Source organism: Bradyrhizobium sp. 62B (assembly GCF_030272265.2).
GTDB lineage: Bacteria > Pseudomonadota > Alphaproteobacteria > Rhizobiales > Xanthobacteraceae > Bradyrhizobium.
In genome coordinates this window covers 335,433-362,308 of sequence record NZ_CP092842.1, presented here as the reverse complement: position 1 = coordinate 362,308, position 26,876 = coordinate 335,433, and the positions used below count along the sequence as shown (strand labels likewise).

The 26,876-nt window shown below is 58.9% G+C and carries 20 protein-coding genes and 3 pseudogenes; 18 read left to right on the top strand and 5 right to left on the bottom strand.

The genetic code is table 11. The annotated features are described in order from the left end of the window. Window position 1: 1 nt before the first annotated feature. From ML401_RS36635 to ML401_RS36625, 3 genes and pseudogenes are all read right to left on the bottom strand, one after another. The gene (locus ML401_RS36635) at window positions 2–682 is read right to left on the bottom strand and encodes an HAD family hydrolase (protein ID WP_285813313.1); all 681 of its coding nucleotides are present in this window, start codon (window positions 680–682) and stop codon (window positions 2–4) included. Further along, window positions 679–2,280 (bottom strand): hypothetical protein, encoded by a 1,602-nt coding sequence (locus ML401_RS36630; RefSeq protein ID WP_285813312.1) that lies wholly within the window; start codon window positions 2,278–2,280, stop codon window positions 679–681. The genes ML401_RS36635 and ML401_RS36630 overlap by 4 nt, the downstream gene beginning before the upstream one ends. Before the next feature lie 641 nt (window positions 2,281–2,921). Next, window positions 2,922–3,115, bottom strand: a pseudogene (locus ML401_RS36625) (IS110 family transposase); the annotation flags it as partial. Between the two features lie 141 nt (window positions 3,116–3,256). On the opposite strand from ML401_RS36625, the pseudogene ML401_RS36620 reads away from it, so the two are divergent. Next, window positions 3,257–4,812, top strand: a pseudogene (locus ML401_RS36620) (ISL3 family transposase). 128 nt (window positions 4,813–4,940) lie between these two features. After that, entirely contained in the window at window positions 4,941–5,969 is a 1,029-nt protein-coding gene (locus ML401_RS36615; RefSeq protein ID WP_285813311.1) for an IS110 family transposase, read from the top strand. A 598-nt stretch (window positions 5,970–6,567) separates the two neighbouring features. Here ML401_RS36615 and ML401_RS36610 read toward each other — a convergent pair. After that, a protein-coding gene (locus ML401_RS36610) for an IS3 family transposase (protein WP_285813310.1) occupies window positions 6,568–7,670 on the bottom strand; the annotation gives its coding sequence in 2 pieces (ribosomal slippage) (window positions 6,568–7,409 and window positions 7,409–7,670; 1,104 coding nt in all). A gap of 649 nt (window positions 7,671–8,319) precedes the next feature. Here ML401_RS36610 and ML401_RS36605 point away from each other — a divergent pair. The 11 genes and pseudogenes from ML401_RS36605 to ML401_RS36555 all read left to right on the top strand — a co-directional run bounded on the left by ML401_RS36605 (window position 8,320) and on the right by ML401_RS36555 (window position 19,732). Beyond that, window positions 8,320–8,907 carry a hypothetical protein gene (locus ML401_RS36605; RefSeq protein ID WP_285813309.1) on the top strand — a complete coding sequence of 196 codons (588 nt, stop codon included), beginning with the start codon at window positions 8,320–8,322 and terminating at the stop codon, window positions 8,905–8,907. Between the two features lie 72 nt (window positions 8,908–8,979). After that, on the top strand, window positions 8,980–9,243 hold the full coding sequence (locus tag ML401_RS36600) for a hypothetical protein (protein WP_285813308.1): 264 nt from the start codon (window positions 8,980–8,982) through the stop codon (window positions 9,241–9,243). Window positions 9,244–9,267: 24 nt separating this feature from the next. After that, window positions 9,268–10,334: pseudogene (locus tag ML401_RS36595) on the top strand (methyl-accepting chemotaxis protein); the annotation flags it as partial. 679 nt (window positions 10,335–11,013) lie between these two features. Beyond that, on the top strand, window positions 11,014–12,399 hold the full coding sequence (locus ML401_RS36590; protein WP_285813307.1) for an ABC transporter substrate-binding protein: 1,386 nt from the start codon (window positions 11,014–11,016) through the stop codon (window positions 12,397–12,399). A gap of 85 nt (window positions 12,400–12,484) precedes the next feature. Continuing rightward, window positions 12,485–13,420 carry a carbohydrate ABC transporter permease gene (locus tag ML401_RS36585; protein ID WP_285813306.1) on the top strand — a complete coding sequence of 312 codons (936 nt, stop codon included), beginning with the start codon at window positions 12,485–12,487 and terminating at the stop codon, window positions 13,418–13,420. 11 nt (window positions 13,421–13,431) lie between these two features. Continuing rightward, entirely contained in the window at window positions 13,432–14,292 is an 861-nt protein-coding gene (locus ML401_RS36580) for a carbohydrate ABC transporter permease (RefSeq protein WP_285813305.1), read from the top strand. Then, window positions 14,289–15,230, top strand: a complete 942-nt coding sequence (locus tag ML401_RS36575; RefSeq protein ID WP_285813304.1) for a ribokinase — start codon at window positions 14,289–14,291, stop codon at window positions 15,228–15,230. The genes ML401_RS36580 and ML401_RS36575 overlap by 4 nt, the downstream gene beginning before the upstream one ends. Beyond that, complete coding sequence (locus ML401_RS36570) at window positions 15,227–15,997, top strand: SDR family NAD(P)-dependent oxidoreductase (RefSeq protein WP_285813303.1); 771 nt, start codon at window positions 15,227–15,229, stop codon at window positions 15,995–15,997. Before ML401_RS36575 ends, ML401_RS36570 begins: the two co-directional genes overlap by 4 nt. After that, complete coding sequence (locus ML401_RS36565; protein WP_285813302.1) at window positions 15,990–16,844, top strand: HAD-IIA family hydrolase; 855 nt, start codon at window positions 15,990–15,992, stop codon at window positions 16,842–16,844. The genes ML401_RS36570 and ML401_RS36565 overlap by 8 nt, the downstream gene beginning before the upstream one ends. Further along, complete coding sequence (locus ML401_RS36560; protein ID WP_285813301.1) at window positions 16,813–17,922, top strand: ABC transporter ATP-binding protein; 1,110 nt, start codon at window positions 16,813–16,815, stop codon at window positions 17,920–17,922. The genes ML401_RS36565 and ML401_RS36560 overlap by 32 nt, the downstream gene beginning before the upstream one ends. A gap of 34 nt (window positions 17,923–17,956) precedes the next feature. Continuing rightward, a complete protein-coding gene (locus ML401_RS36555) occupies window positions 17,957–19,732 on the top strand; it encodes a phosphoenolpyruvate hydrolase family protein (RefSeq protein ID WP_285813300.1) in 1,776 nt (591 codons plus the stop codon). Window positions 19,733–19,742: 10 nt separating this feature from the next. Here ML401_RS36555 and ML401_RS36550 read toward each other — a convergent pair whose 3' ends face one another. After that, window positions 19,743–20,243, bottom strand: coding sequence for a hypothetical protein (locus tag ML401_RS36550; RefSeq protein WP_285813299.1), 501 nt, complete (start codon window positions 20,241–20,243; stop codon window positions 19,743–19,745). A gap of 435 nt (window positions 20,244–20,678) precedes the next feature. On the opposite strand from ML401_RS36550, the gene ML401_RS36545 reads away from it, so the two are divergent. The 5 genes from ML401_RS36545 to ML401_RS36525 all read left to right on the top strand — a co-directional run bounded on the left by ML401_RS36545 (window position 20,679) and on the right by ML401_RS36525 (window position 26,779). Further along, the gene (locus ML401_RS36545; RefSeq protein WP_285813298.1) at window positions 20,679–21,074 is read left to right on the top strand and encodes a nuclear transport factor 2 family protein; all 396 of its coding nucleotides are present in this window, start codon (window positions 20,679–20,681) and stop codon (window positions 21,072–21,074) included. Between the two features lie 234 nt (window positions 21,075–21,308). After that, window positions 21,309–22,823, top strand: coding sequence for an amidase (locus ML401_RS36540; RefSeq protein WP_285813297.1), 1,515 nt, complete (start codon window positions 21,309–21,311; stop codon window positions 22,821–22,823). Window positions 22,824–23,037: 214 nt separating this feature from the next. Next, a complete protein-coding gene (locus tag ML401_RS36535; RefSeq protein WP_285813296.1) occupies window positions 23,038–24,213 on the top strand; it encodes a sugar ABC transporter substrate-binding protein in 1,176 nt (391 codons plus the stop codon). Window positions 24,214–24,278: 65 nt separating this feature from the next. Next, window positions 24,279–25,241 (top strand): ABC transporter permease, encoded by a 963-nt coding sequence (locus tag ML401_RS36530; RefSeq protein WP_285813295.1) that lies wholly within the window; start codon window positions 24,279–24,281, stop codon window positions 25,239–25,241. After that, window positions 25,238–26,779, top strand: coding sequence for a sugar ABC transporter ATP-binding protein (locus tag ML401_RS36525; RefSeq protein WP_285813294.1), 1,542 nt, complete (start codon window positions 25,238–25,240; stop codon window positions 26,777–26,779). Before ML401_RS36530 ends, ML401_RS36525 begins: the two co-directional genes overlap by 4 nt. The last annotated feature ends 97 nt before the right edge of the window (window positions 26,780–26,876 follow it).

The following is a 26,876-nucleotide window of genomic DNA, read 5'->3' as shown; positions in this document are numbered from 1 at the left end:
TCTATACTTCCAAGAAAAATCCATGCCTTCTTAGGATGGGCAACAGCTCGTTATGATTGTGAATCGTGTAGTCAGGTTTCGCCGCCCGTAAGCGGGACTCTGAAACAAACCCTCCCGTAATTGATACGCTTGTCAATCCCAGCTTGCGGGCAATCTCCGTCTCGACAGGCATATCCCCGATGATGAACATTGACGCTGGGTCTAGCTTGTTCGTCTGCATGTACAAACCAAGTCGATCTCCTTTGCTCATCGACTTGTACTGAGTGAAGCGGTTTTCGAAGGCGAGAACGTCCTTGACGTAGTTATGGATTCCAAGCCTCCGTAATTGAGATCGAAGGGGGCCGACCACGTGATTGCTCATGATGATGGACAACGCTGCGTGTCGGTGTGCCAGTTCGAGCACTCTGCGCGCGCCATCGCGCAGATCCGCTTGATCCGCCAAAGGTTCATAGGTGTCGTGGAAGACCGCACCGCCGTCTCGATCCACAACTGCAATCTCGTCCTGCGACATTCCGAGACTGCGATAAAGACGGGATAGTGGGACCTCGCAATGTTCTCGAAACGTCTTCATATCGATCCTTGGGCGGCCAAAGTGGTTAAGAATGCTATTGGTCGTTTGGAGCAGCGCTTGCGCATCATCGAGCAGCGTTCCATTCCAATCAAAGACAAGCACTGGTTTCATGAGCGAACCTCACCGTCGATCGATCGCGCATGAAACTGGTCGCCCAGCAACCTGCGCAAGTTCCTGTCCGCGCGCCTCTGTCCCGCGGCGGTTGGCATCTCGAATGTAAAAGGCGACAAATCAAAGCTCTCCGCTCCAGGGGGCAGCAACGGCCTTAAGAGCGAAAAGGGCAGATATGTTATCGTGGCGGCACCGACGGATGCCGCAATATTGCTCTCGATGCATTTCAGAGCAGCGAGTGGCATCTTGTGAAAGCGAAGGCTCTGCGCGCGCGGCTCGGAAGGCAATCGTTCCCAACTCTGCCAGAATGCTAGTTCATCCAGGCTTTCAATGCGCATACCGTAATAATTCGGAGCCACAATCGGCGGCGACCCGATTGCCCAATGTACAGCTTTGGCGCCAGCGGCCAGGAGCATGCTCGTGACAGCTTGACTGGTATCGCCGCGAATGAGAGCCTCGTCCACAACTACTATGCTAGTGTTTGCAAGGTCGGTATCGTGCACGCAGTACTTCTGAGCGATGCGGGATTTCCGCGCGCCGGGCGTGCACAGGAGGGTGCGCTGAAGGAACGCCGTTTTGACAATCTCGCGACGCTCAACAGGCAAGCCGTGTTCCCTGAGGGCTGCATGCAGGCCATCGGCGTATGGCCCACCAGTATGCGGCATGGAGGTCACGATTGTACGTGTCGATTCTGCTTCAGCTTGAAGTCGGCGTGCAACTAGCCCCCCCACGCCGACCCCGATATTGTAGCGGGTCCTAAATAGTGACTGACCACCGATCACCGTGTTTGGATTTCCTAAATAGATCACTTCGTAGGAACAGAGGCCAGCCTTATGCCGCTTGTCGGTCACTGATTGATCAACGCTGCGCCCTGTTGTTCCGTCCACATACTTGATGTGGCCCGGCAATATTTGCCGCGTCTTACCCTCTAGATCGGCAAACGCACAATTCTCGGAAGCGAAGAGCAATAACCCATCATCTGTTTGCATATTCTCCAACGGTCGCAAGCCGCTTCGATTGCGAAACGCAACCAGATTCCCGTTGGCGTCCAAGAGGACGGCGCTAATAGCACCGTCAATGCGATCATCAATCTCGCGAAATACGCTCTCGTAGTTGACCGCCAGACCATGGCGCCAAAAGTCTCTCTCGCAACAGTGCTCGATGCACTTGACCAAGAGCTCCGCGTCTGTCTTAACACTCTCGCGCTGTTCCTGGGTAAGATATTCATCTCTGATTGCACGAGCGTTGACCATGGCTCCATCCAGAGCCAGAGCCAAACGCCGTCCAGCGGTCGCTTTGCTAACGATCGGCAGAACGTCACCACCATTACTGAGCTCGCCGCATCCGCAACGGATATGCGCAATTGCAACGTGGGGCTGAAAACGCGGGTTTTGTTCATTGTGTTCAATGCGTACTGACTCGCTTGATGACCAACGTGCTTCCCCATATGCCATTCCTTGCTTGCGCATGAAGGCCGCAACGCTGATCCCCGCCTGGCCACGACCCGCAAGTCGCGGGATCATGTGCTTAAGCCGCTCATAGACCGTCACCGGTGAGCTGCTTAAAGGGCGCACGAACGCAGCGGCTATGCCGGACATGTATTACCTTCCTTCGTGTAGACCCGCGTCTCGGCCCGCGACGAGGGGCGATCATGTTCAACCGCCGCCGTGAAGGTCGGGCTCGACCCGTTTAAGCAAGCGCCATACCACTGCTCAGACCGCTGACGCGACGACGAAACAGGGAATGGTCGCCAAGGGCCTGTGGTGGGATTCGTGCACGACTCCCGACGTTCTGTCCAAAGTACGACGAATTGGTCCGAAGTCCGTCAAACGCTGGGGCCTCTTCGCGTCTCTCGGTGTCAATCGGCCCTTTAATTGCGGGTTGTTGTCAAGCTGCCATTCATTCTCTCCGGTGGCACGCCGGTAGCGATTGCTCCGTCGGAGCTGGTCGGGGTTGCGGAGACGGAGCGATCGCGGATGGTGCGACGATCGCCCAGAGGGATTAGATAATCGATGTCGTTGGCGGCTTCGGCGTAGTTGGGTTGATGTCGTAGCTGGGGTCATGGTCCTTTCCGAGGTCGCGGGACGCGCCTCATGATGATGTCCGGATCGGGCGCCTCAACGTTTGCAGCGGAGTGCGGACGAACCGCCACCAGCCGATTGACCGAGGTCGCCACGACCACCGTCCCAGCGGGACATCGCCAGTCCGGCAGGCCGGACCAGGAACTTAAAAAATAGGGTTAGGCCTCCTTCGCCTGGCCCCAGTCGAACGATGTGCCGTCGACCCAGATACAGTGCGGATTACGGCGATCTTTCGGGCAACGGCTACCTTTGCCTTCCTCATGCCAATCCGCTTTGTGAGCTTCATGCCCCAGGCCTTGAGGCAAGACCATTTCTTTGCTCGGTACAGCAGAACGGTTGCGGCCTCGAATAGGTAAGAGCTCGACAATAGCGAGAGTACCTCCCTCCCGAACGTCGACCGCAATTACGTCATCGTGTTCAAATTTGGCTCTGACTTCACTTTTGATGCAGTTTGGGGGATGTCTGGCGCCTTGATTGGGGAAGAATCAGCGTCATGCAGCAAGCGCTCCACCGCTCCAGTCTGGTGCCGCGTGGGTTTGTTGTAGAGAGGGCGTACTATGACGGTGATAAGGCTATTGTTGTGGTCCGGGCGTCCGGAAGCATTGGTCTATGTCCCTCGTGCGGAGCGGTTTCTCGACGTGTCCATAGCCACTATCGAAGACGCGTGACCGATTTGCCGCTTTCAGGGCGGATCGTCCAGCTCCTGGTGATCGCTCGCCGTTTCCGCTGCGACGCCGTTCTGTGCGGGCGTCAAATCTTCACTGAGCGCTTCGCCGAAGAGGTTCTGGCATCCTCGGCGCGACGCACGGCTAGGCTGGATTCTATCGTTCATCACCTCGGCCTGGCGCTTGGCGGTCGACCGGCAGCAGACTTCGCGAGGCGACTGATGCTGCCGGTGAGTAAGGATACCTTCCTGCGCGTGGTCCGACGCCGTCACCGTTCCCCAGCTGACGCGCTCAAGGTTATCGGCATTGATGATTGGGCATGGCGGCGCAATCACCGATACGCCAGCATCATCTGCAACCTGGAAAGGCGACGGGTCGTTACATTGCTGCCGGATCGCGAGCCCGCGACCGCCCAAGCCTGGCTGGCTGCGCATCCCACGATCGCGATCGTCGCTCGCGACCGCGGCGGGGGATATGGAGAAGCTGCGGCAAAGGCCTTGCCGCACGCGGTTCAGGTCGCAGACGGTTGGCAGTTGATGGAGAACGCCAGTCGAGCCTTCCTTGATGCCGTCCGCAAGTCGATGCGCCAGATCCGCAGCGCAATCGGGGCGACAACCATCAATCCCAAACTGCTCAGCGCGGCCGAGCGCCTGCAGTATGAAGGATATCTTCGCCGCGAAGAGACCAATGCGACGATCTTGGCGCTGTCGAAAGGCGGAACGCCGATCAAGCAGATCGTGCGCCAGACAGGCCATAGCAGGAAGCTGGTTCGTCAAGTAATCCGTGGCGAACGCCACGATGTCTTCCGAACCCGGCAGAGTTCGCTCGATCAGCACCTGCCGTGGCTCGATGACCAGTGGGCTGCTGGCTGCCGAAACGGAGCTGAACTTTGGCGGCGCTTAAAGGCGCGCGGCTTCCGGGGCTCTCTTCGTGTCGTCGCAGAATGGGCAACACGCAGGCGGCAGGCCGAAAAGGCCGATGCACAAAGCCTTCACCGGATCCCCTCGGCCAGAACGATCGCTCGTCTCGTGACGATTGGACGTGATACGCTCTCGAAGGCAGAGACGGTCACTGTCGCGGCGATCGAAGCCGGCGTACCGACCTTCGTCGAGGCACGCGAGATCGTCGCCGAATTCCACTTGCTGATCCGGCGCAGAGCCGCCGCCGAGCTGTCACCGTGGATCGAGCGCGCTCGCGCCAGTCTCGTTGCCTCATTCGCCCGTGGCGTTACGAATGACGAAGCGGCGGTCCGATCGGCGATCACCTTACCTTGGTCCAACGGACAGACGGAGGGGCAGATCACCCGCCGCAAATTCATCAGGCGGCAAATGTACGGCCGCGGAAAATCGATCTGCTCCAAGCCAGGCTAATCGGCGCTGAATAGAATGGAGCTGCACCAAGATCGCGTCAGAGCCAATATTGCAGACGTTGACGTTATTGCGGTCGGCGCTTGCGGCTCGAAAGGTTCGCTATCTTCAAGCCTTCCCGCAATCTCGCGAATCGGAGGGGGCTATGAAGCAATATGTTGGGCTGGATGTCTCGCAAAAAGAAACGTCGGTATGTGTGGTCGACGAAGTGGGTCAGGTCTTGTTCGAGGGAAAGGCCAAGTCCGACCCGGGGGCGCTCACGGCACTGCTTCGCAAGCGGGCGCCACAGGCGGAGCGCATCGGATTTGAGAACGGGGCGATGGCGAGTTGGCTATGGCATGAACTTCGTAGGGTTGATCTTCCGGTGGTCTGTATCGACGCGCGGCATGCCCACGCGGCCTTGTCCGTACGCATGAACAAGAGCGATCAGAATGATGCCCGAGGTCTGGCCGAACTGGTGCGGGTTGGCTGGTATCGAGAAGTCAAAGTCAAGAGCGAGGAAAGTCAGAAGATCCGCGCGATACTCGTCGCGAGATCCCGGCTCGTGGCCATTCGTCGAGATATCGAGAACCAGGTCCGCAGTCTAATCAAAGAATACGGCTTGCTGTTCCCACGCGCGATCGGACTGCAGTTTCGCAATCAGGTTTGCGAGCTATTGGGCGAAGATCATCTGCTCTTCAGTGTGATCGCGCCGCTTCTGTCGATGCATGAGCAGATCTGCAAGCAGCAAAGCACGTTCGACGACGAAGTCCGCCAGTTGGCGAAGTCGGATGAGACGACGCGCCGCCTGATGACGGTTCCTGGTGTCGGCGTGGTGACCGCCTTGACCTTCCGCCATACCATCGACGACCCATCGCGCTTCCGATCGGCATCAAGCGTCGGCGCCTATCTGGGTCTTACGCCTCGACGCAACCAGTCTGGCGAAACTGACATCAATGGCAAGATATCACGATGGGGCGACCGTCTTCTCCGAACTTACCTGTACGAGGCGGCGACCGTCCTCCTTTATCGAACGAAGAAATGGTCCTCTCTCAAGGCTTGGGGCATGAAGCTCGCCAAGCGGATTGGCATGCGAAAGGCAAAGGTCGCCATCGCGCGCAAAATCGCCATCGTTCTTCACTGTATCTGGGTCGACGGCACATCGTTCGACTGGGTCCAGGCGAAGGAAGCCTGATCCGATTTGTAAAGTTCCTGGTCCGGTCTGCCGGACTGGCGATGTCCCGCTGGGACGGTGTTGTGGCGACCTCGTTCATTCGGCTGGTGGCAGCTTGACTGTACTCCGCTGCAGACGTTGAGGCGCCCGACCCGGACATCATCATGAGGCGCTGCGCGACCTCGGAAAGGACCATGACCCCAGCGAAGACATCAACCAGCCCGGGCGATCCAATGCCTGGCCGGCAAAGCACGTATCAGCCGCGCTCGCGCCGTCTCCGCAACCCAGACCAGCTCCGACGGCGCGAGCACTACCACGGTGCAGCGAGGAGTTCAGAAATGTAAGCTTGACAACAAACTGCAATTGAAGGGCCGAATGACAGGCGTCACGGTGAATTCCTCTGCCGCGCGCTTTAGAGGCGAACTGCTCGGCTCGACCTGATCGCGATGAACCGCTGAACCATCACAAAGGCGCCAATCGAGCGCAAAGGCCATTGCGACGAGAAGGGAGAGCAGAAGACCTGCTCCATAAAACAATACCAAGGATCTTGAGAGTATCACCGTCCTCTGCAGCGAGACCGAACTTTGGACCACCCGGAACTAGAGTTTTGCGCCTCTGATCACGTTGGCGGGCTGGTGTCGCCGACGTGATTTTGCAGCAAAATCGGCGGCCGATTGCCGATCGCCCCGTGGGGCCGTTCTTCGTTATAGTATCTTCGCCAAGTCTCCACCTTTTGCCGGGCATCCGCAAGGGACAGGAACCAATGGGTGTTGAGGCATTCGGCCCGGAAGCGGCCGTTGAAGGCTTCGATGAAGGCGTTGTCGGTCGGCTTGCCGGGTCGTGAGAAGTCCAGCGTGACGCCGCGCTGGTAGGCCCAGAGGTCAAGATCGCGCGACACGAACTCGCTGCCTTGATCGACCCGGATCGTCGCCGGGAGTCCCACTTCATTGCAAACCCTTTCCAGTACCTCCACGACATCGGTGCCGCGGAAGGTGAGCCGCGGCTCCAGTGCGGGCGAGAAGCGGGAGAAGATATCGACGATCGTGAGCACCCGGAGCTTGCCGCCGGTGGCCAGCTGGTCATGAACGAAGTCCATCGCCCAGATCTCGTTGACCCGCGTCGCCGGCCGCCGGTCGTCGCGCAACTTGGCCTTGACCCGGCGCTTGGGCGATTTGTTGCGCAATTGCAGGCCCAATTCGCGATAGATGCGACGGGTCTTGTTCTGGCCGTGACGCCATCCCTCGCGGCGCAACAGCACATGGACGCGGCGATAGCCGTAGCGGATGCGAACATGGCAGATCTCCTTGATCCGAGCTTCGAGGGCCGCCTGGCCGGAGCGACGAGATTTGTAGTGATAGGTCGATCGATCGAACTCGAGGGCCGCACAGGCCTTGCGGATCGAGACCTGCCACTCCCCGCAAACCTCATCGACGAGCTTGCGCTTCCGACCAGGCTTCACAGCTTTCGGCGGATCACGTCCTGCAGCATCTCCTTGTCGAGCGATAGGTCCGCCACCAGCTTCTTCAGCTTGGCGTTCTCGTCCTCGAGCTGCTTCAACCGGCGCATCTCGGTCGGCAGCAGTCCGTCGTACTTTTTCTTCCAGTTGAAATAGGTCGCCTGGCTGATCCCGGCCTTGCGGCAAATGTCTGCAACCGGGACCCCGTCGTTGCCCTGCTTCAGGATAAACGCCTTCTGGGCGTCCGAAAACTTCGAGGCCTTCATCGTCGTCCGCTCCTTCCAGCCGAGGGGATTCGGCAGCGCAAGACTCTAGCCAAAATTGGTCCAGTTTGCCGGCCTCAGATCACCTCAGCTGGTGTTCTGACCGTGCTGGAAACGACTCTTGCAATTTGTGTGATCATCCTGCGACCCCAACAGGCAATGCCAGACCGAAGCAATTGATTCTGAGGACAGCGCAATCCCGCCAGCATTGCAAGCACATGAGAGGCTACTCTGCCTAGACCAGATGTCCGGCGGTGGTCATTTTTCAGGTCGTTTTTCGGCTGCCTGCAAAAGTGTTATTGAAGCGATACGTCCGCTGTCGCTTCGCATTTAGGGTCCGCAACAGACTACGCCCAGCTTCCGTTGCCCATTGGCATTTCGAGCTTTGCCTTAGCTGCACTTTGGCCTCGCGCGAAGTCAGAGCGCGCAAGAGAGTGGCTCCTGGCGCCGGCGCAGGATGAGGCAGCCTCCGGTGGACGTATTCTGATCATCGCCTGCAAACCCGCTAGTTTCGAGCGATCTCATGGTCCTGGCCGAAGAGCTTTGATCAATTTGCGAGTTGGGCTCAGTCGCGAGGGACAAAATTTGACTAACCCGATCATTATTCTTATTCCCTATGCTGTGCCGATAGCAGAAGACGTGGAGCAAGTTGATGTTTCCCAAGTTGAAGTTGCGGATCGGCCGCCGCCCCGCAGCCGGCTTTATTGCTGTTTGCGCGAACGTCGCAGTTTTCGTGGGACATACTGTGATCGCCGTGCGCGGCGTCTCCCGCACCGTGGACGAGGCGGTGGCTGTGCGTACGTCCGTTGCGATCGCCAGCACCGAGCTGGTGGGACATGTCCATGCGACGCTGTCGGCACTGCGCGGTTACATTCTCAGCGGCAATTCACAAGGCAAGCTCGACCGCGCCGCCCTTTGGACGGAAAGCGAGACCACCTTGCTGCCATCGACGAGATGGCTGCCCACTTCTCAAGCGCCGACCAGCGAAGCTGGGCTGAAGCCAAGGCATTGCTCGTCGAATTCCGCGATCGCGTTTACACCTGAAGCTTATCCGGCCACCAAAGTGATGGTGAGTGAAGTCGTGACCGGCCGCCGATACAATTTTTGCCGAAGCGACCCGCATGATCGACGAAGGAGGAGGGCCTTGAGGCGACCAGCGGAACGCAAAAGTTGCTCAAGACAATGGCAGACAGAAGGGGACACTTTGCGGCCGCCACCTCGCTCCTGCGCATGCACCTGATATCGGGCAAGAAAGCCGACAAGATGAAGTGTTTCAAGCCCCTGGGAGCTGTTCGAAAGAGGGCTGGCTGACGTGACTTCTCAGGCACAACTTCTCATCCCTTCCCAACAGGGCTCTCTTGCCAAGATCGGAAAGGCTCACAGCATCATCCAGCCCCTTTACGAGAAGATCTTCTCTCTTCGCGATTCCCCAGGATGGAATGTACCGGCCGATATTCTTGCCACGGAAGCCGCCCCTTGTGCCTTAAGGGTGCTCGATCTGATCGAAGGTCCCAAAGGGGACACGGCCGCCCATCGCATTCAGGCGGATTTGTCGCGCCTCGCCTTGGTCCTTTGATCCTGCTCGCGACTGGCCTCGGGCTGCGCGGCAATTGCGCTGCTCACAGGCCGGGCGATCGCCCGCCCAATCCGCGGCATGACAGCGGGCATGAGAAGGCTCGCCGGCCGCGACACCTCGATCACGGTGCCTGGGCTTGGAAAGAAAGATGAGATCGGGGAAATGGCCGAAGTGTCCGGGTGTTCAAGGACAACATGCTGGAGACGGCTCGCCTGCGCACCGAACAAGCGCAGACGGAGGCGCGCGCCGCAGCTCAACACCAGGCCGAACTGCACCAGCTCGCAAGCCACTTCGAAAAAGCCGTCGGAGAGATTCGTCCTTCTCAACAGAGTTGGAGGCAGCCGCAAGCACGCTGAGCCGAACCGCAGAAAGCACCCAGGAGCGATCCACGGTGGTTTCCTTGACCGCAGGGGAAGCCTCCAGTGAACGTGCAGTCAATTGCATCTGCAACAGAGGAGATGGGTGCCTCGATGTCGGAGATCGCGCGGCAAGTTCAGGATGCCACGCGCATTGCAGGCAGCGCCGTTCAGCAGGCCCACGACACCAATCATGGCGTGAACCGGCTGTCAAATGCCGCAACACGGATCGGCGACATCGTTGCTCTCATCTACGGTACCGCAGGTCAGACCAACCTGTTGGCCCTCGCCACATTGAAGCTGCGCGTGCCGGTGAGGCCGGGCGCGGATTTGCAGTCGTCGCAGCCGAAGTCAAGGCTTTGGCCCCAACAGACCGCAAAGGCGACCGGCGAGATCACGCACCAGGTCGGCGGCATTCAGGCCGTGACCCAGGAGCTCGTGCTCGCCATGCAGAGCATTAGCGGCACCATCAGCCGCATCTCGGAATCCTCTTCGGTCATCGCGTCTGCCGTCGAACAACAGGGCGCCGCAACGCAGGAGATTTCCCAGAATATTCAGAAGGCGGCCCAAGGAACGCATCCCATCGCATCGAGCATCACAGACGTTAAGCAGGATGCATCAGAGCCCGGCTCGGCTTCGAACCAGTTGCTGGCCTCCGCGCAAACGCGGTCAGCCGATAGCGCCCGCCTCAAGAGCGAGGCGGCAAAGTTCCTGATGACCGTTCGTGCGACCTGAGAACGTGGAAGGTGCTTTGATGAACAATCCCTTCAAACCTGCGCGAGGTGAGTATTTCTGCGCCAATGTGATCGCATTCCCGCTCCATACAGCGATGCATCCAGTCGCCGAGGCACGACGCCACAGTGGGACCTTGCGGCAAAGCACCGAAGTTTTGAATGGGCATCTGAGGACATTCCAACAAGTGGTGCTCGTTCTCGAGGATCCACAGGAGCGGCAAAGGCTGAAGTGCAGGATCGATTCCCAAGCCGCTTCTGCTCTCGCAAAGGCTCGATCAATTGGCGCGTTCGACCGCCTTTTACAGATCTGTTGCGCTCAACGACGCAGATGCGCGTGAATGCCGCACGCGCCTTCGGTCTCGGACGTTACGTGCCTTTCGCTTCTTCCCCGCGCCTTAGGGCGAGGCTCGGCTGGCTCGATGCGCGCCTGCAGCGGCTCGAGATCGTTCGCTTGCCGGCACTGAGCCGTTCAGCTACTCCCCGCACCAAGCCGTAGCCTCGTAAGCGGCCAGTCGATTTTTTTAAAGAACCCGATTTCTGGCCCTTACCCAACCTTACCCAAACTCGGTTTCAAAAACCGCTTAGCCCGTTAGAATGGCGCATAGCCTTCGCGTACTGCGGCCTCTGCTAGAGGAGGGGGCGCGTGGTTTGCGGGCCAAAGAGCCCCATCGGAGGGAATCATGCCAAGGACACTAGCCGCTGTTTGCGGTCATTCGGCTCATTTTATCGAAAAAGCTCTCATTTGCTCCACCGTGCTGGCCGGGGCGGCACTGGCTGGCAGCCAGGCCAACGCAGACGACATCAACTGGCGGCAATTCGAAGGCACGTCGATCGTCTGGGCCTACGATATTCACCCCTATGCTGACGCTGTTGCGGCCCAGTTGCCGGAGTTCGAGAAACTCACCGGCATCAAGGTGACGCCGGAGCTTTATCCGGACGATGCCTATTGGAATAAGCTGACGATCCAGCTCAGCACGAAATCGCCAAGCTGGGATGTTGTCGGCACGGGCATCCAGCCCGCCTGGGACCTTGCCCCGGGCCAACTGCTCGAGCCGCTCGATCGATATCTGAACGATCCAAAACTCACCACTGCAGCCTACGACTACAAGGACTTCTTCCCGGCCTTGCGCGACGCGCTGACATGGAAGGTCAAGGAGGGCCAGATCGAGGCCGGAAGCGGGCAGGTCTGGGCGATCCCCCATGGCTTCGAGAACATCCAGTTGTTCTACCGCAAGGATGTCCTGGACAAGCATGGCATCAAAGTCCCGAGCACCCCGCCGGAGATGTCGGCCGCTTGCGAGAAGCTCAAAGCTGTCGATCCCACCATCACGCCTCTCGGCGTTCGCGGCGTAAGGTTCTGGAGCAGCATCCACACGGCTGCGATCTCGATTGCGAGGTCCTATGGCGTGCACGATTTCGTCGTCAAGGACGGCAAGCTCGACACGGGCCTGGATTCGTCCGAGTCGATCGCCTTCCACAAAGACTATGCCGACATGATCAAGAAATGCGCCGCTCCCTCCTTTGCCAATGACAATTGGTACCAGGTGGTCGAAGGGATCAATTCAGGGCGGACCGCCATGGCGATCGATTCCAACATGTTCGGTTTCTGGAACGACGTCGCCGGCAAGCCCGCCTCCGGCAAGATCGCCTTTGCGCCCCCGTTGCGCGCACCGAACGGCAAGAACTTCGAATCCAACATCTGGATCTGGTCTCTGGCCATGAATGCCGCCTCCCAGAAGAAGGGCGCAGCTTGGCTCTTCATCCAGTGGGCCACCTCCAAACAAGTCGAGCTGAACGGTGCCGTTGCAGGCAAGCTCGTCAACTCTCCCCGCGCATCGACCTGGAGCGACAAGGCCTGGCTCGAATACGCCGCAAAGCCTGAATTCAACAACTTCGTCGAGACGTTCAAGACGGTGCAGGACCGGGCGCAACTCGCCTTTACGGCCCGCGTCGGCTTCGCCGAGGCGATGAATGCCTGGGCGGTGGCGATGCAGAAGATGGTCAATGGAGCGGATGTGAAGGCAACGCTGACTGACCTTGCCTCCGAGATCCGTTCGTCGATGTGAAGTCCCAAAGGGGTGGCAGGCCTGCCTGCCGCCCCCTTGGATTTCGATGTCACTTGAAATGCATTCTTCAGGATCAGACGCAATCGTGACGCTGCAGTCTTCAGTGAGCCAACTCGCTTCGGCGCAAGACGGCGCGGCCAAGAGCGCCAGCCGGCCGCGCCTTGACTGGTGGAGCATCGCCGCGATCGCGCCGGCGGTCTTGATCCTTCTTGGCTTTCTGTTCCTGTTCTTCTACGGCGTGTTTCAGTCCCTGACGGATCTCAAGTTCGGCCGGCCACTGGTCCACTTTATTGGCCTTGCCAATTACGCCGCGTTGATCAAGTCAGACGACTTCTGGAATAGCGTCCGAGCAACAATTGTCTACGCTGGATCAGCGGTCCTTGCGGAAGCCGTGCTCGGCCTTGCCCTCGCCAAGCTGTTTGCCACCGAAGTGTTCCTGGCACGCGTAATGCGGCCCGTCATTCTGTTGCCACTCGTGCTTCCGCCCATGAGCGTTGCCTTGATGTGGACGACGATGATGGATCCGCAGAGCGGCATCCTGAACTATCTGCTGTCACTTGCAGGAATTGGCCGGTTTGCATGGATTTCTGATCCCGCGACAGCGATGATTTCCCTCGTCCTGATCGACATATGGACCTATACCCCCTTTTTCACGCTGATCATCTTCGCCGGCCTTCAGGGCATCAATGAGGAGATCAGGGAGGCCGCGCGCGTCAATGGTGCAAAGGGCTGGTCAACCTTCCTCTATATTGAGCTGCCGTTGATCGCGCCCTACATCCTGATCGCTGCGGTCTTCCGTCTGATCGAATCTCTCAATCAATTCGACATCATCTTCGGAACGACGCAAGGCGGTCCCGGCAACAGCACCTCCGTTCTTTCCGTGCGCGCCTACATCACCGCATTCCAGAACCTCGCTTTCGGCCGCGGCGCGGCCCTCATGGTCGTCAATTGGATCATCGTCCTCGCCGGAGCAGTCCTCACGGTCAAGTTGTGGCGATACGTCCGCCAACGCGTTAGCTGACGAGACGCGACATGCGCCTAAATCGCTCAAGATCGACAAATATCGCCCTCAACCTGCTGGTCGGCATCTGCGCGCTCATTCTCGCTTTCCCGCTGATCTGGATCCTACTGATGTCGTTGAAGCAGCAGGGCGAGGTCATGGCCTGGCCGCCCAAGTTCATCTTCTCGCCGACGCTTGAGAATTTCCGGGTGCTGTTCGACGCCGCGCAGGCCGGCGCGACAAGCTATGGCACCATCAAGGTCGACTTCCTCACTCCGGTGACAAATAGCGTCGCCATCGCGCTCGGATCGGTTTTCGTCTCACTGCTCCTTGGCGTGCCCGCCGGCTACGTTCTGGCAAGGCGGGACATCCCGATGAAGGAGGACATCGCCTTTTTCATTCTTGGCTTCAGGTTCGCCCCGGCCTTGCTCGTCGTCATCCCGCTCTTCAGCGTGTTCCAGACCATCGGACTCTACGACACCTATCTCGGCATGATCTGGGTCTACCAGGTCGTCACGCTGCCTATGATCGTGTGGTTGAGCCGCTCCTACATCGAGGATATTCCAAAGGACATAGAGGAGGCCGCGGCGATGGACGGGGCAAAACCCGTCAGGGTCATCCTGCATATCGTGCTGCCGCTTCTCAAGCCCGGCCTGATCGGCGCCTCCTTGCTGATCTTTCTGCTGGCCTGGCACAACTTCGCGCTCGGCTTGATCCTCAGCTCCACCAAGGCGCCGGTGACCGTCGCGCTACTCAAGCTTCTCAATCCGGGGGTGCAGTTCTATCCCGTCATGGCTGCAGGACTGGTCGTTACCATGATCATTCCGGTGATCTTGATCGTGATCGGCCAGCGCCACCTCGAACGCGGCCTCACTTTCGGGGCAGTGAAATGAATCCCAGGCCCTTGATGTTCTTTGGAACGACCAATCTCGACCTCTGCTTCAATGTCGAGCGGCTGCCAACGCCGGGTGAAAGCCTGATGGGCAAATTGAACCGCAATCCCGGGGGGAAGGGTGCCAATCAGGCCGTGGCGGCCGCACGGCTTGGGCTGAAGCCCCTCTTCTACACCCGTCTTGGCGAGGACGAGGCTGGCCAGTCCCTCTTGCAGTCGCTGCGCGAAGCCGGAGTCCGTGCCGAGGCCATCACCATTTGCGCCGGTGAGGTCTCCGGCTCGGCCCTGGTCCTGGTGGGAGACGACGGTTCGAACATGATCGTGATCGATCCCGGCGCCAATCTGAATGTGACACCGGCCATGGTTGAGAGCGCGGCCGCATTCATCGCGCCAGGCGCTGTCGTTGTTGCCGAAATGGGCCTGCCCATCTCCGCCCTCAACCGGCTCTTTGAAATGAAAAGCGAGAAGGGCTTCGAGCTCATCTTCAATCCGGCGCCGGTCAGACCCGGGCTTTCGCCGGCGGCATGGCGACAAGTCGATTACGTTATCCCCAACCAGACCGAGGCCTTCGAGCTCACCGGGGTCGAGGTGACCGATTTCGACAGCGCCGCAGCGGCGGCTTCCAAGCTTCTGCACCTCGGACCCAAAGCCGCTCTGATCACGCTGGGGGCGCAGGGCGCCTTCTATGCCGACGCAGCGCACTCGTTTGCGCTGCGCGCCTTTCCCGTCAAAGTCGTCGATACCACGGCCGCCGGGGACGCCTTTAATGGCTCTTTTGCCGCCTCGCTCGCTCAAGGCCTGCCTCTGAGGGATTCGGTCAGACGAGCATTGGCCGTTGCTGCCCTGTGCGTAACGCGCCGCGGGGCGCAGGCTTCAATGCCGCTGGCAGGAGAGGTCGACGAATTCCTCAAATCACAAACGATCTTGGAGTTGGAATGACCGAACAGTTCTCAGTCTCAGACAGAACGGTGCTCGTGACAGGGGCAGGGGGCGGCATCGGATCTGCCATTGTGAATGCGTTTCGGGCAGGAGGGGCCAACGTCGTTGCGACGGACGCCAATCTCGAAAGCCTCAGGCAGATATTGGTGGGACTTCCCCATGGCAATGGCGTGTTGCCGATGGCCATGGACGTTTCCCGCGAAGAGGACGTGGCGCGCGTGCTCGAGGAGATCGGAACACGCTTCGGGCGGCTCGACGTGCTCGTCAACAATGCCGGCATCAAATCTGCCCAGCCGCTCCTGAGCGGGGCGGCCGACAAGATCGAACGCACCATCCAGATCAACTCGGTCGCAATCCTCCGCTGCTCGAAGCTGGCGATCGGGCGCTTCATGACAACCAAGGGCGGACGCATCGTCAATGTCGGCTCCTCATTGTCTTCGCAAGGCGCCGTATTCAACTATCAGGCCGGGGGGGCGGACTATTGCCTCTCCAAGGCAATCGTTCACGACATCACAAAGCTCCTTGCCTATGAATGCGCGCCGCTCAAGATCAATGTGAATGCAATCGCGCCGGGGATCATCGACACCCCCATGCATGGCCGTCCGCGTGAGGAGACGGAAGCTCGCCACAGCGGCCGGATCCCATTGGGACGGGTTGGATTGCCCGACGACATTGCCGGCCTTGCCGTGTTTCTGGCAAGCCCTGCGGCTTCCTACATGACCGGCCAGATCGTTCACGTGAACGGCGGGATGCTGATGAATGGCTAAGTCCGGCACTCAGCTTCAATGGCCCGAGATCGCCGGTGTCATCTCCGATCTGGATGGCGTGGTCTACCGGGGGAATGCCGCGATCGCGGACGCCATCGAGGCCTTCAAGAACTGGCAAGGGGCAGAAGTGCCCTTCTGCTTCGTCACCAACAATTCGACCCACACGTCGGAAGATGTTGTGCGCAAGCTCGAAGGTTTCGGGCTTTCGATCTCCCCGAGGCAGGTCGTGACGAGCGCCATCACGGCCGCGGAGCTCATTCGGGCCCAATACCCGAAACTGACACGGGCCTTCGTCATCGGCGCGCCATCACTTGTCAAAGCGATTGCCGAGGCGGGTCTCGAAGTCACCGATGCGAAGCCTGAAGTCGTTGTGATGGGGCTCGACCGCCAGATCACGCATGAGAAGCTGCGCATTGCGGTTGCGGCTATCCTGGGCGGCGCCGTGTTCATAGGCACAAACCCTGATCTTCTTTTGCCGACTGCAGACGGCTTCGAACCGGGGGCAGGTGCCATGATCACGGCAGTTGCAGCCGCAACTCAAGTCCAGCCTCTGATCGTCGGCAAACCGGAGACGCACATGATCGAAGCCGCGCTTTCGCGGCTTGGAACGCCACGCCAATCCACATTGATGATCGGCGACCAGATACAGACAGATATCCAGGCCGGCAAGCGGGCCGGCCTTCCTGCCGTGCTCGTCACGACAGGCGTGCCACTTCGCAAGGACGCGGCGCTGCTGCCCGCCGACTTTACCGTGTCCAGCCTTTCAGAAATCGCCGTAAGGCTGGTCAAGACGCCGTGCGGCAGAGGAGAGCGTGATGGCCAATGTTCGACTGGAAGGCCTCAATAAGGCCTATGGGACCATCCAGATCCTGCGCAATATCGACCTGAGCATCGATCACGGCGAATTCGTCGTCTTCGTCGGGCCTTCAGGATCGGGGAAGTCGACCTTGCTGCGCATGATCGGGGGGCTGGAGCCGATCAGCGGAGGACGGCTTTTCATCGACAATGTGCTCGTCAATGATTTGGACGCGGCCGACCGCAATCTCGGCATGGTGTTCCAGAGCTATGCCCTCTATCCGCACATGACCGTCCGGGAGAACCTGGCTTTTCCCTTGCGGATGGCCAAGGCCACAAAGGCCGAGATCGAGAAGCGGGTTGGTGAGGCCACATCCCTGTTGCAGATCGACCATCTGCTCGATCGCAAGCCGCGGCAGCTCTCCGGCGGACAGCGCCAGCGCGTGGCGATCGGGCGGGCCATCGTCCGCGAGCCCAAGGTGTTCTTGTTTGACGAGCCGCTGTCCAACCTCGACACCGAGTTGCGAGTCCAGATGCGGGTCCAGATTGCCAAGCTCCACGAGCAGCTCGGAAACACCATGATCTATGTCACTCACGATCAGATCGAAGCCATGACCATGGCCGACAAGATCGTCGTGCTCAAGGACGGCAATATCGAGCAGGTGGGAAGCCCCCACGAGCTCTATCATTACCCGGCATCGCGCTTTGTCGCCGGCTTCATCGGCTCGCCTAAGATGAATTTTTTGGGCGGTCATATCGAGGCCGCGCACGAGACAGGTATGGAGGTCAAACTTGATGCGGGCTCGACCGTCTCGGTCCCCGTGCGCCCGGATCAATTGCTGGTCGGCAAGCCAATCACGCTCGGGATTCGTCCCGATGATTTTTCGCAGCCGGAAGGAGACAAAGAGATTGCTCTCGAGCTGGACGTCGATTTCGTCGAGCACCTTGGCAGCGTCACCTACATCTATGGCAACGCAGGCAAGGAAGCTGTGGTCGCCAAAGCGCCAAGGATCGAGCCTTCCAGGCGATCTGGCAAGGTCCGGCTTGCGGCTTCACCAGCCGACTGCCACCTGTTCATGGCCAACGGAAAGGCCCTGCAGCGGTTGCACGCACCCGCAAATTGGAGCTAATTTTCAGACCTGCCGCACAGGAGGCGCGGCCGGTATGCACAACCGGGTAGAGCAGGTCAAGAACGCAGGGATCAGGCAGTTCTTCCGCAATTCCCGTTCCTTCGTGCTCGGGGCGGGCATCGGCTCGGGCATGACCGCAAGGGCCGCCGAGCGGGCCGGTGCCGATTTTGTGCTTGCGCTCAACGCTGGCCGTTTTCGCGCCATGGGCGGCTCCTCGCCAGCCTCGATCCTGCCCATCCGCAACAGCAACGAATTCGTCGCGGGTTTCGGCCGGACCGAAATCCTGCCCAGCACCAAACTGCCGGTCTTTTTCGGCGCATGCACCTTCGATCCGAGCCTCGATCTCGATCGCTTCCTCGATCGGATCATCCGATGGGGTTTCACCGGAGTTACAAATTTCCCTTCAGTCATCCACATCGATGATTTCCGAAGGTCCTTGCTCGAGAAGTCTGGCCTCGGCTACGAGCGAGAAATCGAACTTCTGATCAAAGCCCGGCAACGCGGTCTGATGACCATCGCCTATACCCGCTCCCAGACTGAAGCGCGGCGCATGGTCGAAGCAGGCATTGAGGCGATCTGCATCAACTTCAATCTCAATCGCAGCGTCGAAAGCGGATCTGATCCATCGATCAGCCAGTCCGAGCTCGCAGCGCGGACCAGCGCCGTGACGCGCGTGGCGCACTCCACCGACAAGAACGTCATCTGTCTTCTCGGCGGCGGCCCCATCACAAAGCCCGACGAACTCCTCGATATCTGCCGCGAAACGGGCGTTCAGGGTTTTATCGGCGGCTCTTCGCTGGACCGGGTCCCGCTGGAAATGTCGGTCCTCGAGGTCACATCCGGGTTCAAGACGATTCACCTCTTGCGCGAGAAAGTCGATCTGCTCGAGCGTCAGCTCCAATTGAGTGGCTTCAGACACGGTATCATCGCGCAATCCTCCGTCATGAAGCGGGTGCTGGAGGCCGCAAAGCGCCTGGCTGCCAATCCCAATCCCGTGCTCGTGTGGGGCGAAGCAGGCTCGGGAAAGCGCAGGATAGCGAACCTCGTTCACAGCTTTAGCGACCGCAAACACACAAAGGCCGCGCTCTTCCAATGCCGCGCCGGGGCTGCAGCGGACACCGTCGGTGCATTGTTTGGCGCGGAGCGCGATGAAACCAGGAAACGCCAACTCTCGCTTCTGGAAGCTGCAAATGGCACTGCAGTCCTGCTGCTGCATCTGGATCAACTGCCGCGGGATGGCCAGGACCGTCTTGCTGATTACCTCGAGACCGGCGGTTTCACATCCCTGAACGGGGTGTCGGTCGTGCGGTCCAACGCACGGATCATTGCAACGGCAACAGTTGCTCGCGGCGCCAGCCTTCAAACCGTGCTCTGCCCTCGGCTTCTTGCCCTGTTTGCCGGGCTTGACATAGCCCTGCCGGCCTTGCCGGACAGGCTCGAAGACCTTCCCCAGCTGGTCCAGCATTTCACGGTGGAGGCGAAAGGGGATTCAAACGCGCCAACACTGGGAATAGAGAATTCTGCCTTCCTGGCGCTCGCCGGGCATGATTGGCCGGGAAACCTGCGGGAACTGCGCCAAATAGTCAACCAGCTGGTGACGCTGCAACTGTCACACATTACGGCTGATGTTCTAAGACCCCTGCTGACCGCATCATCGGCCGTGAAGCGGACAAACGTGTTCTCCGAGCGTGAGTGGATCATCGAAGGCCTGAAACGAAACAAGCTCCACCGCGGAAAGACTGCCCAGTCCCTTGGACTTTCCAGAAAGACCCTCTACAACAAAATCAAGAAGCTGCGGATCCTGGAGTAGGCTCCGTTCCTCATTTCTTTCGCGCTTGCGGCTTCGTACCGCTCAGAAGTGCGAACTTCGCCACCGGCGCGCCTCGCTTCCCGGCGCTTACCAAATCAACTCGATCGCCAATCACGAACTTGAGAGCTTCTTCCGGCACCTGGACTATGCCGGTCAGATGCGAGCCGAGGCGCCGCTCGGCCGTTGCGGTCTCAGAGATGTCATCCGTCGCGAACAAGATTCTGAAGTCCAGACTCGCAAACCATTCCAGACGTCGAAGCTCGATCTCCTGTCCGCTCTCAATGGGCATCCCTGTCGTTGACCGCTCAATGAGAGATGCGGGCGGGAAATTGATGATCCCCATGATCCCGGCCTGTTTCAACACATCAGCAAGATCCTCCCAGCAAGCGAAGGGATCAATCATGACGATCGCGGCGTAGACACCCGCAGATCTCTCCTTTGGGAACGTGCGCAGGTCCCGTAACAGACAATCGTTCCAGTCAATGATGGGCAAGGTCGCCATGACCAGCATGGAGCCTTCCGGAAGGCTCCCTAAAGCCGGCGAATAGATTGCTAGGCGATCGCGCTCGCCCGTGTCTGACCTGGCTGAAATGAGCTTGCCGACTGCTCTTTCCTTCAACGCTTCTACCCAATCTTACCCATTTAAACATCGCACTGATCTTATACGGCGTTTCAGTTCGGTCTAGAGATCTGCACGACATCTACACATCGATCCGAAAGCTCAAACCGGCACGGCAGCTTCCGACGACGTCTCACTTATCCGCTGGCAGGCCGGGCTCGTCTGCTTCCTCCCTCGACTTACGCCGCTGTTGGAGAGCTCCAGCAGCGGTCTCTTTTTAGAATTCAGTTCACGGTCCCCCAGCTTGCATGAGGAGCGCTTCGCGATCGATTTTGCTCGCTCGGTCGGGCTTCGCGATCTTTTGACTGCAACTGAGTGGGGCCCATTGTGAACAACGAACACGCTACTCCGGACGTTCGCGCCTTCCTGGAGCTCTGGGAGCGCACCTTCAACTCACACAAATGGCAGGACCTCGTTGCCCTCTACGCGGATGATGCATTGCTTTTCGGCACATCCAGTCCAGCGCTCTACATCGGCGCCGAACAGCTGCGCACCTATTTCCGTGGCACCGCCAGTGTCCGATTTGACACATGGTCCAGCATGAGCCTGGCGGCTGAGGTTGCCCTGGTAGTCGGAGAATACGTCTTTTCCGAAGACCGCGAGGGAGAGCCCCTTGTGACCCCCGCCCGCTTCACCTTCGTGCTGCGCCGGCACCTCGGCGCATGGAAAATCCGACATCATCATTCCTCGGCCAGCCCCTCAGAAAAAGGCTCGCCAACCTAATCTGCCGCGCAAAGGCGGCCGGCAACAAGCCCAGTGTAAGCCTGTCCACCTCGCGCGAGAGCAGGCCACGGCGCAACCTTACACATACGTTGAGCCTAAGCGGACCCGCTCCTTTTCCCAAAATTACCCAATCCCGTTGTCATGAGCGCAGCTTCGCGGGCCCTGCGGTCCTTAGTCTCGCTCAATCAACCACCGTCGAGTGGGTCCCGTGTAGGAACGACAGGAGAGAGCCAAGTGTCAGTTGTCCCGCCCACGCCTGCACAGCTACAAGATGTAGCAACACAATGCGGCCTTTCCCTGACGGACGAGGACATTACTTCCTTTCGCGGTCTGATTGCCCAATCCCTCGAAGGCTACAGATATGTTGACGGCATCCCCGACGAGCTGCCTGCAGTAAAATACGCACGCACGCCTGGCTATCAGCCGCCACCTGAAGAAAATCTGCGCAACGCATGGTACCGCAAGACCAGTGTCAAGGGCGCCTCGAGCGGCAAGCTCAAGGGAAAGACTGTTGCGCTGAAAGACAACATCATGCTCGCCGGCGTGCCGATGATGAACGGTTCGGCGACCCTCGAAGGATTTATCCCTGACATCGATGCGACCATCGTCAGCCGCATGCTGGACGAGGGCGCCGAAATCGCCGGCAAGGTGCACTGCGAATGCTTCTGCACATCGGGGGGCAGCCATACCGGAGCGCTTGGCCCGGTGCACAATCCCTACAAGATGGGATACTCCGCTGGGGGATCCTCTTCAGGATCCGGTGTCGTCGTCGCGCTTGGCGAAGTCGACATGGCGATCGGCGGCGATCAGGGCGGCTCGATACGCATGCCCTCTTCATTTTGTGGCATTTACGGCATGAAGCCCACCTGGGGCCTCGTCCCTTATACCGGAATTATGCCCAATGAGCTGACCCTCGATCACACAGGTCCGATGACAGCTACAGTCGCCGACAACGCGCTGCTGTTGGAAGTCATTGCCGGAGACGATGGTTACGATCCCCGCATCAAAGCTCCCAAAGTCGAAGACTATACCAAGGCGCTCGGTCAAACCGTCAGCGGCCTCAGGATCGGCGTTCTCAAGGAAGGTTTTGAGCACCCCGGGGCAGAAGCTGCTGTCAATAGAGCAGTTCATGAAGCGGCCAAGCGCTTCAAGGACCTCGGGGCTTCGGTCGAAGCGGTTTCGGTACCCATGCACAACCAGGGCGCCTTGATCTGGACACCGATCGGCACGGAGGGCGCGACGCAAACAATGATGTTCGGCGACGGCTATGGGACCAGCCGATCCGATCTCTTTTCGCTGTCGCTCATGGACTTCCATCGCGGCTGGCGGCGCAAGGCGAACTTCCTGTCTGAACAGGCGAAGCTGTTCCTGTTACTCGGCACCTACATCAACAACACGTACGGGCCGCGCTTCTACGGCAAGGCCGTCAACGTCTCTCGTCGCTTGACGGCCGCTTACGAAAGCGCGCTCAAGACTTACGATCTGCTTCTTCTACCGACGACGCCCATGAAGGCGACGGAGCTTCCTCCACTGAACGTCAGCCGAGAGGACTATATCACGCGCGCAACGGAGATGTTTACCAACACCGCTCCTTTCAACATCACTCACCATCCGGCCATGTCATTGCCCTGCGGAATGGTGGATGGACTGCCCGTTGGCATGATGCTCGTTGGCCGCCATTTCGAGGAAACCACCATCTATCGTGCCGCACATGCGTTCGAGCAGAGTGGCGACTGGAAGAAGATGTAGAACCCGGTCAGGCAGGGCGACAGGCACTTGCCGCAGCTTATCAACATCACGGGCTTTGATGCGTCAATCAACGTCACGTAAGTCGCGCCAGACCGCAACACGACATTCACAGCATTTCCGTCGTCCTAGAACTCAACCGAGAACGGCGGCGGGAAGGCTCGACCACACTTTACCGAGAGACTGCAGTTTTCATTCGAGTAAGAGGAGGGAACTGATGCGAAAATTGTACACGTACTTTCTGGCGGCGACGACCCTGCTGGGATCGATTGCCGTTGCCAGGGCCGAAGATGTCCTGTCCGAAGTGTCCACGCTCGAAAACGAGTATTTCAACAACTGGTCCCAGGGCGCCGAGCAGGCGGCCAAAGCCCTGGGATTGAACTATCGCATCCTTTCGGGAAAAGGTGACGCCGCCAAGCAGATCGAGATCTATGAGGCGCAATTCGGCGCGGGCGTCAAGATTACGTTCGGCGAAAACCTGGTTGCCTCGAACATCAAGACGATCGTCGAGATGGCGAAGAAAGTGGGCGCCGTCCACGTTGCCGTCTGGGAGTCAGTACCCGGCTTCCATCCTCTGGATGCAGGGTCCGACAACTACGCTTTCGCGACGTTCTTCACGCCTGACGATGTCGATAACAGCTATCGGATCGCGAAAGTGCTCTTTGACAAGATTGGCGGCAAGGGCAACGTCGTGCACATTACGGGCTTCCCCGGCGTCGACGCAGACATTGCCAGGACCGCGGGCTTTGAAAAGGCTCTGGCGGAATATCCCAACATCAAGGTCGTTGCCCGCCAGCCGGGCAAGTGGAACCAGGTCGACTCCCGCAAGGTGATGGAAGACCTGGTGGTGGCCCACCCCAAGATTGATGCTGTCTTCGCGCAAAACGATTCCATCGCGTTGGGTGCGATGCAAGCTCTCGAAGATGCAGGCCTGCATATTCCGATCACCGGCCTTGATGGCAATCGCGAGACGCTCAAACTTGTGAAGGAAGGCCGGATCCTTGCGACGATGGGCTTTACCCCGCAGTGGCAGGCAGGCTTTGCCCTGGTGCGAGCTTACGACGTTGCGAAGGGGTTCAAGCCAAGCCCCTGCGAGCGCATGATGTACACCGGAGCTACCCTGATTACGGCGCAGAATGTCGACAAGTATCAGGCGTTTCTCGCCGGCGAAAAGCTTCCCTTTGACTGGAAGAAAATGTCACGGGTTCTCCATCCCACTGATTGGGACTCTCAGAACGTGGTTTGGCCAATCGACGTTAAGGCTTATTGGGGTAGCCGCACGCCGGCCGGATACAAGTTCCCGAAAGCCTACCAGGACGCCTTTGATGGTGGTTGCGTCAACCAACTCAAGGCCGAATATAACGACCACTACAAGCAGCGAATCCCTGACTGATCGTCTCTGGCGCCTCCCTCCGAAGGGAGGCACCATCATCCATTCGATTTTAATGGGACCGCCAGATGTTCGACGCTTCGCTGATGCGGCACAGAGATAGCGAGCTATCGCGGCGCGCCTTGACAATTGTAATATTCGCAATTGCTTGCGTCGTCTTTGGCGTCACGGCTCCCTCCTTTTTTACCGGCTCAAACCTGAGGGCAATTGAACTCTCCAGTTCGGTCCTCCTCATTGCCTCCATCGGGGCAACCTTCGTGATCCTGATGGGCTCCATCGATCTGTCGATCGGAGCAATTGCGAGCTTCTGCGGGATGCTGGTCGCCCGGACGGCGCCCGACCTTGGTCTCTGGTCGATCGCCATCGCCTGCCTTGTGGGGGTGGTATTCGGAGCGATCAACGGTGCTGTCTACGTCTACCTCAGGATCCCTTCCATCCTGGTCACTCTTGGAACCGCAACCGCTCTTTCAGGCGCAGCGCTCTTCATTTCAGACGGGCGGTCGCTGACCGTGTCAGATCCTGCTGTCATCGATTTTGCGCAAGGAGCTCCGGTTGTTCTGGTTCCCAACGCCGTCTTGATTTCTGTGGTCATCTTCGTGGCTGCAATCTTCCTGGGGGACCGAACTCGATTTGGACGGATGACGCTAGCGATCGGAAGCGACGAGCAAACGGCAGCTCTCATCGGCGTCAAGGTCCGTCTGATCAAGGTCCAGGCCTTCGCCTTGTCTGGCCTCCTTGCCGGATTTGCGGGAGCGCTGCTGGCGGCCCGTCTCGGATCGGCCACGGTAACAATGGGCGGCTATATGACCCTGGATACGATCACTGCAGTGGTCGTTGGAGGAACTGCCATCACGGGGGGCGTGGGCAACGTCAGTCTGACGATCATCGGAGTTCTTTTCATAACCACGCTTTCCAATGGCATGAACATACTCGCTCTGCCCCCCTATCTGCAAACGATCGTGCAAGGGACCATCATTCTGCTTGCCGTCCTTCTCAACACCAAACGTGCGAGTGCGGAGGACGTAAGGTGAAACACGCGCGCAATCCGATTTTTTCGATGCGCCAAGGATCGAAGCGCTTCAACGGCATATCTGTCATCGAAGGAATCGATCTGGACATTTTTCCGAGCGAGATCGTTGGAATTGCGGGCGAAAATGGCGCTGGCAAGTCGACGACGCTCAAGATCATCGCGGGCATTTACCCACCGAGCGCGGGCAGCATGATTCTGGCCGCGCAGGCCTATAGGCCGCTGAGCTATACAGAGGCGGTTGAGGCCGGAATCTCAATGGTGTTCCAGGAGCAGGCTCTTATTCCAAACCTGGCCGTCTACGAGAATATCTTCCTCTCCTTGGAAGCCAATTTCCGCAATCGGCTGGGTATCGTCGACAGAAAGGCGATGATCGCCTTCAGCGAAAGACACCTCAAGGACCTTGATCTCGGTTACATCGATCCACGCCGTCGCACGGGTGATCACGCGTTTCACGATCGGCAGATGATCGAGATTGCAAAGGCGTTTGCGCTGGCCGAGTACTTCCATATCGATCACCCCATCATCCTGCTCGATGAACCGACGGCCGCAATCGGCGAACGAGAAGTCAAGATTCTCTTCGAATCGATTCGTCGATTCCGTCACCGGGCATCATTCGTGCTCGTTACGCACCGCCTTGCCGAATATGTCGAGCTCTGTGATCGGATTTACGTCTTCAAGGACGGCCGCAGCGTTGGCGAGTTCTCAGGAGAACAGATCTCCGAACAAAACCTTCATAAGGCGATGGTCGGACGGATCCGAGAAGACGAATACTACATGGAGAAACGTCAGCTGGGGCTCTTGGAGGCGCCGGTCGCAGTCTCGGCCAAAGGTCTGAGCGGTCAAAACATCAAGCATGTCAGCTTTGATATCCGCAAAGGCGAGATCCTTGGGATTGGCGGTCTGGTGGGATGCGGGAAGGAGGCGGTGGCCCGAGCCGTCGTCGGGTTCGATCCATTTCCCTCGACCGGTACCATCGAAGTGAACGGCGCCGTTCTGCCACTGCGTGGCCGCGCCAAAGCTGCCATTGAGCATGGGGTTGGATTCGTCCCCAAGGAACGAAAGACCGAAGGCATCGTGCCTTACATGTCGGTTGAAGCCAATATCTCATTGGCCTCGCTCCCCCTTGTCTCTCGACCGGCCGGCTTTATTTCCCGCGCCCAAGAACGAGCCCTTGCGGAACAGCACATCAATGCGTTGCGCATCCGATGCCATGCGCCAGCACAGCTCTGCCAATTTCTCTCCGGCGGCAATCAACAGAAGGTGGTGATAGCCAAATGGTTGGCGCGGGGAGTTCGGGTGCTTGTGCTCGACAATCCCACGCGCGGCGTTGACGTCGGCGCCAAGCAAGAAATCTACGCTCTGCTGAGGGACTTGATCGAACACGGCGTGTCCATTCTGCTCATAACGGACGATCTGCCTGAACTAATCGGAATGTCAAACCGCATCTTCATCATGCGGGATGGACAAGTCCAGTTCGAGTGCAATGCACCTGCTGACAACAAGCCGACGGAGCAGGAACTTGTCCAACACATGGTCTGAACCCCAAATCATTGCACCGAGATCACGTTTGAAAGCTAGATTGCGGGCCGCAGAAGTCTTCTACAGCCGACATCGCCCAATCATAAATGCGGCCGGG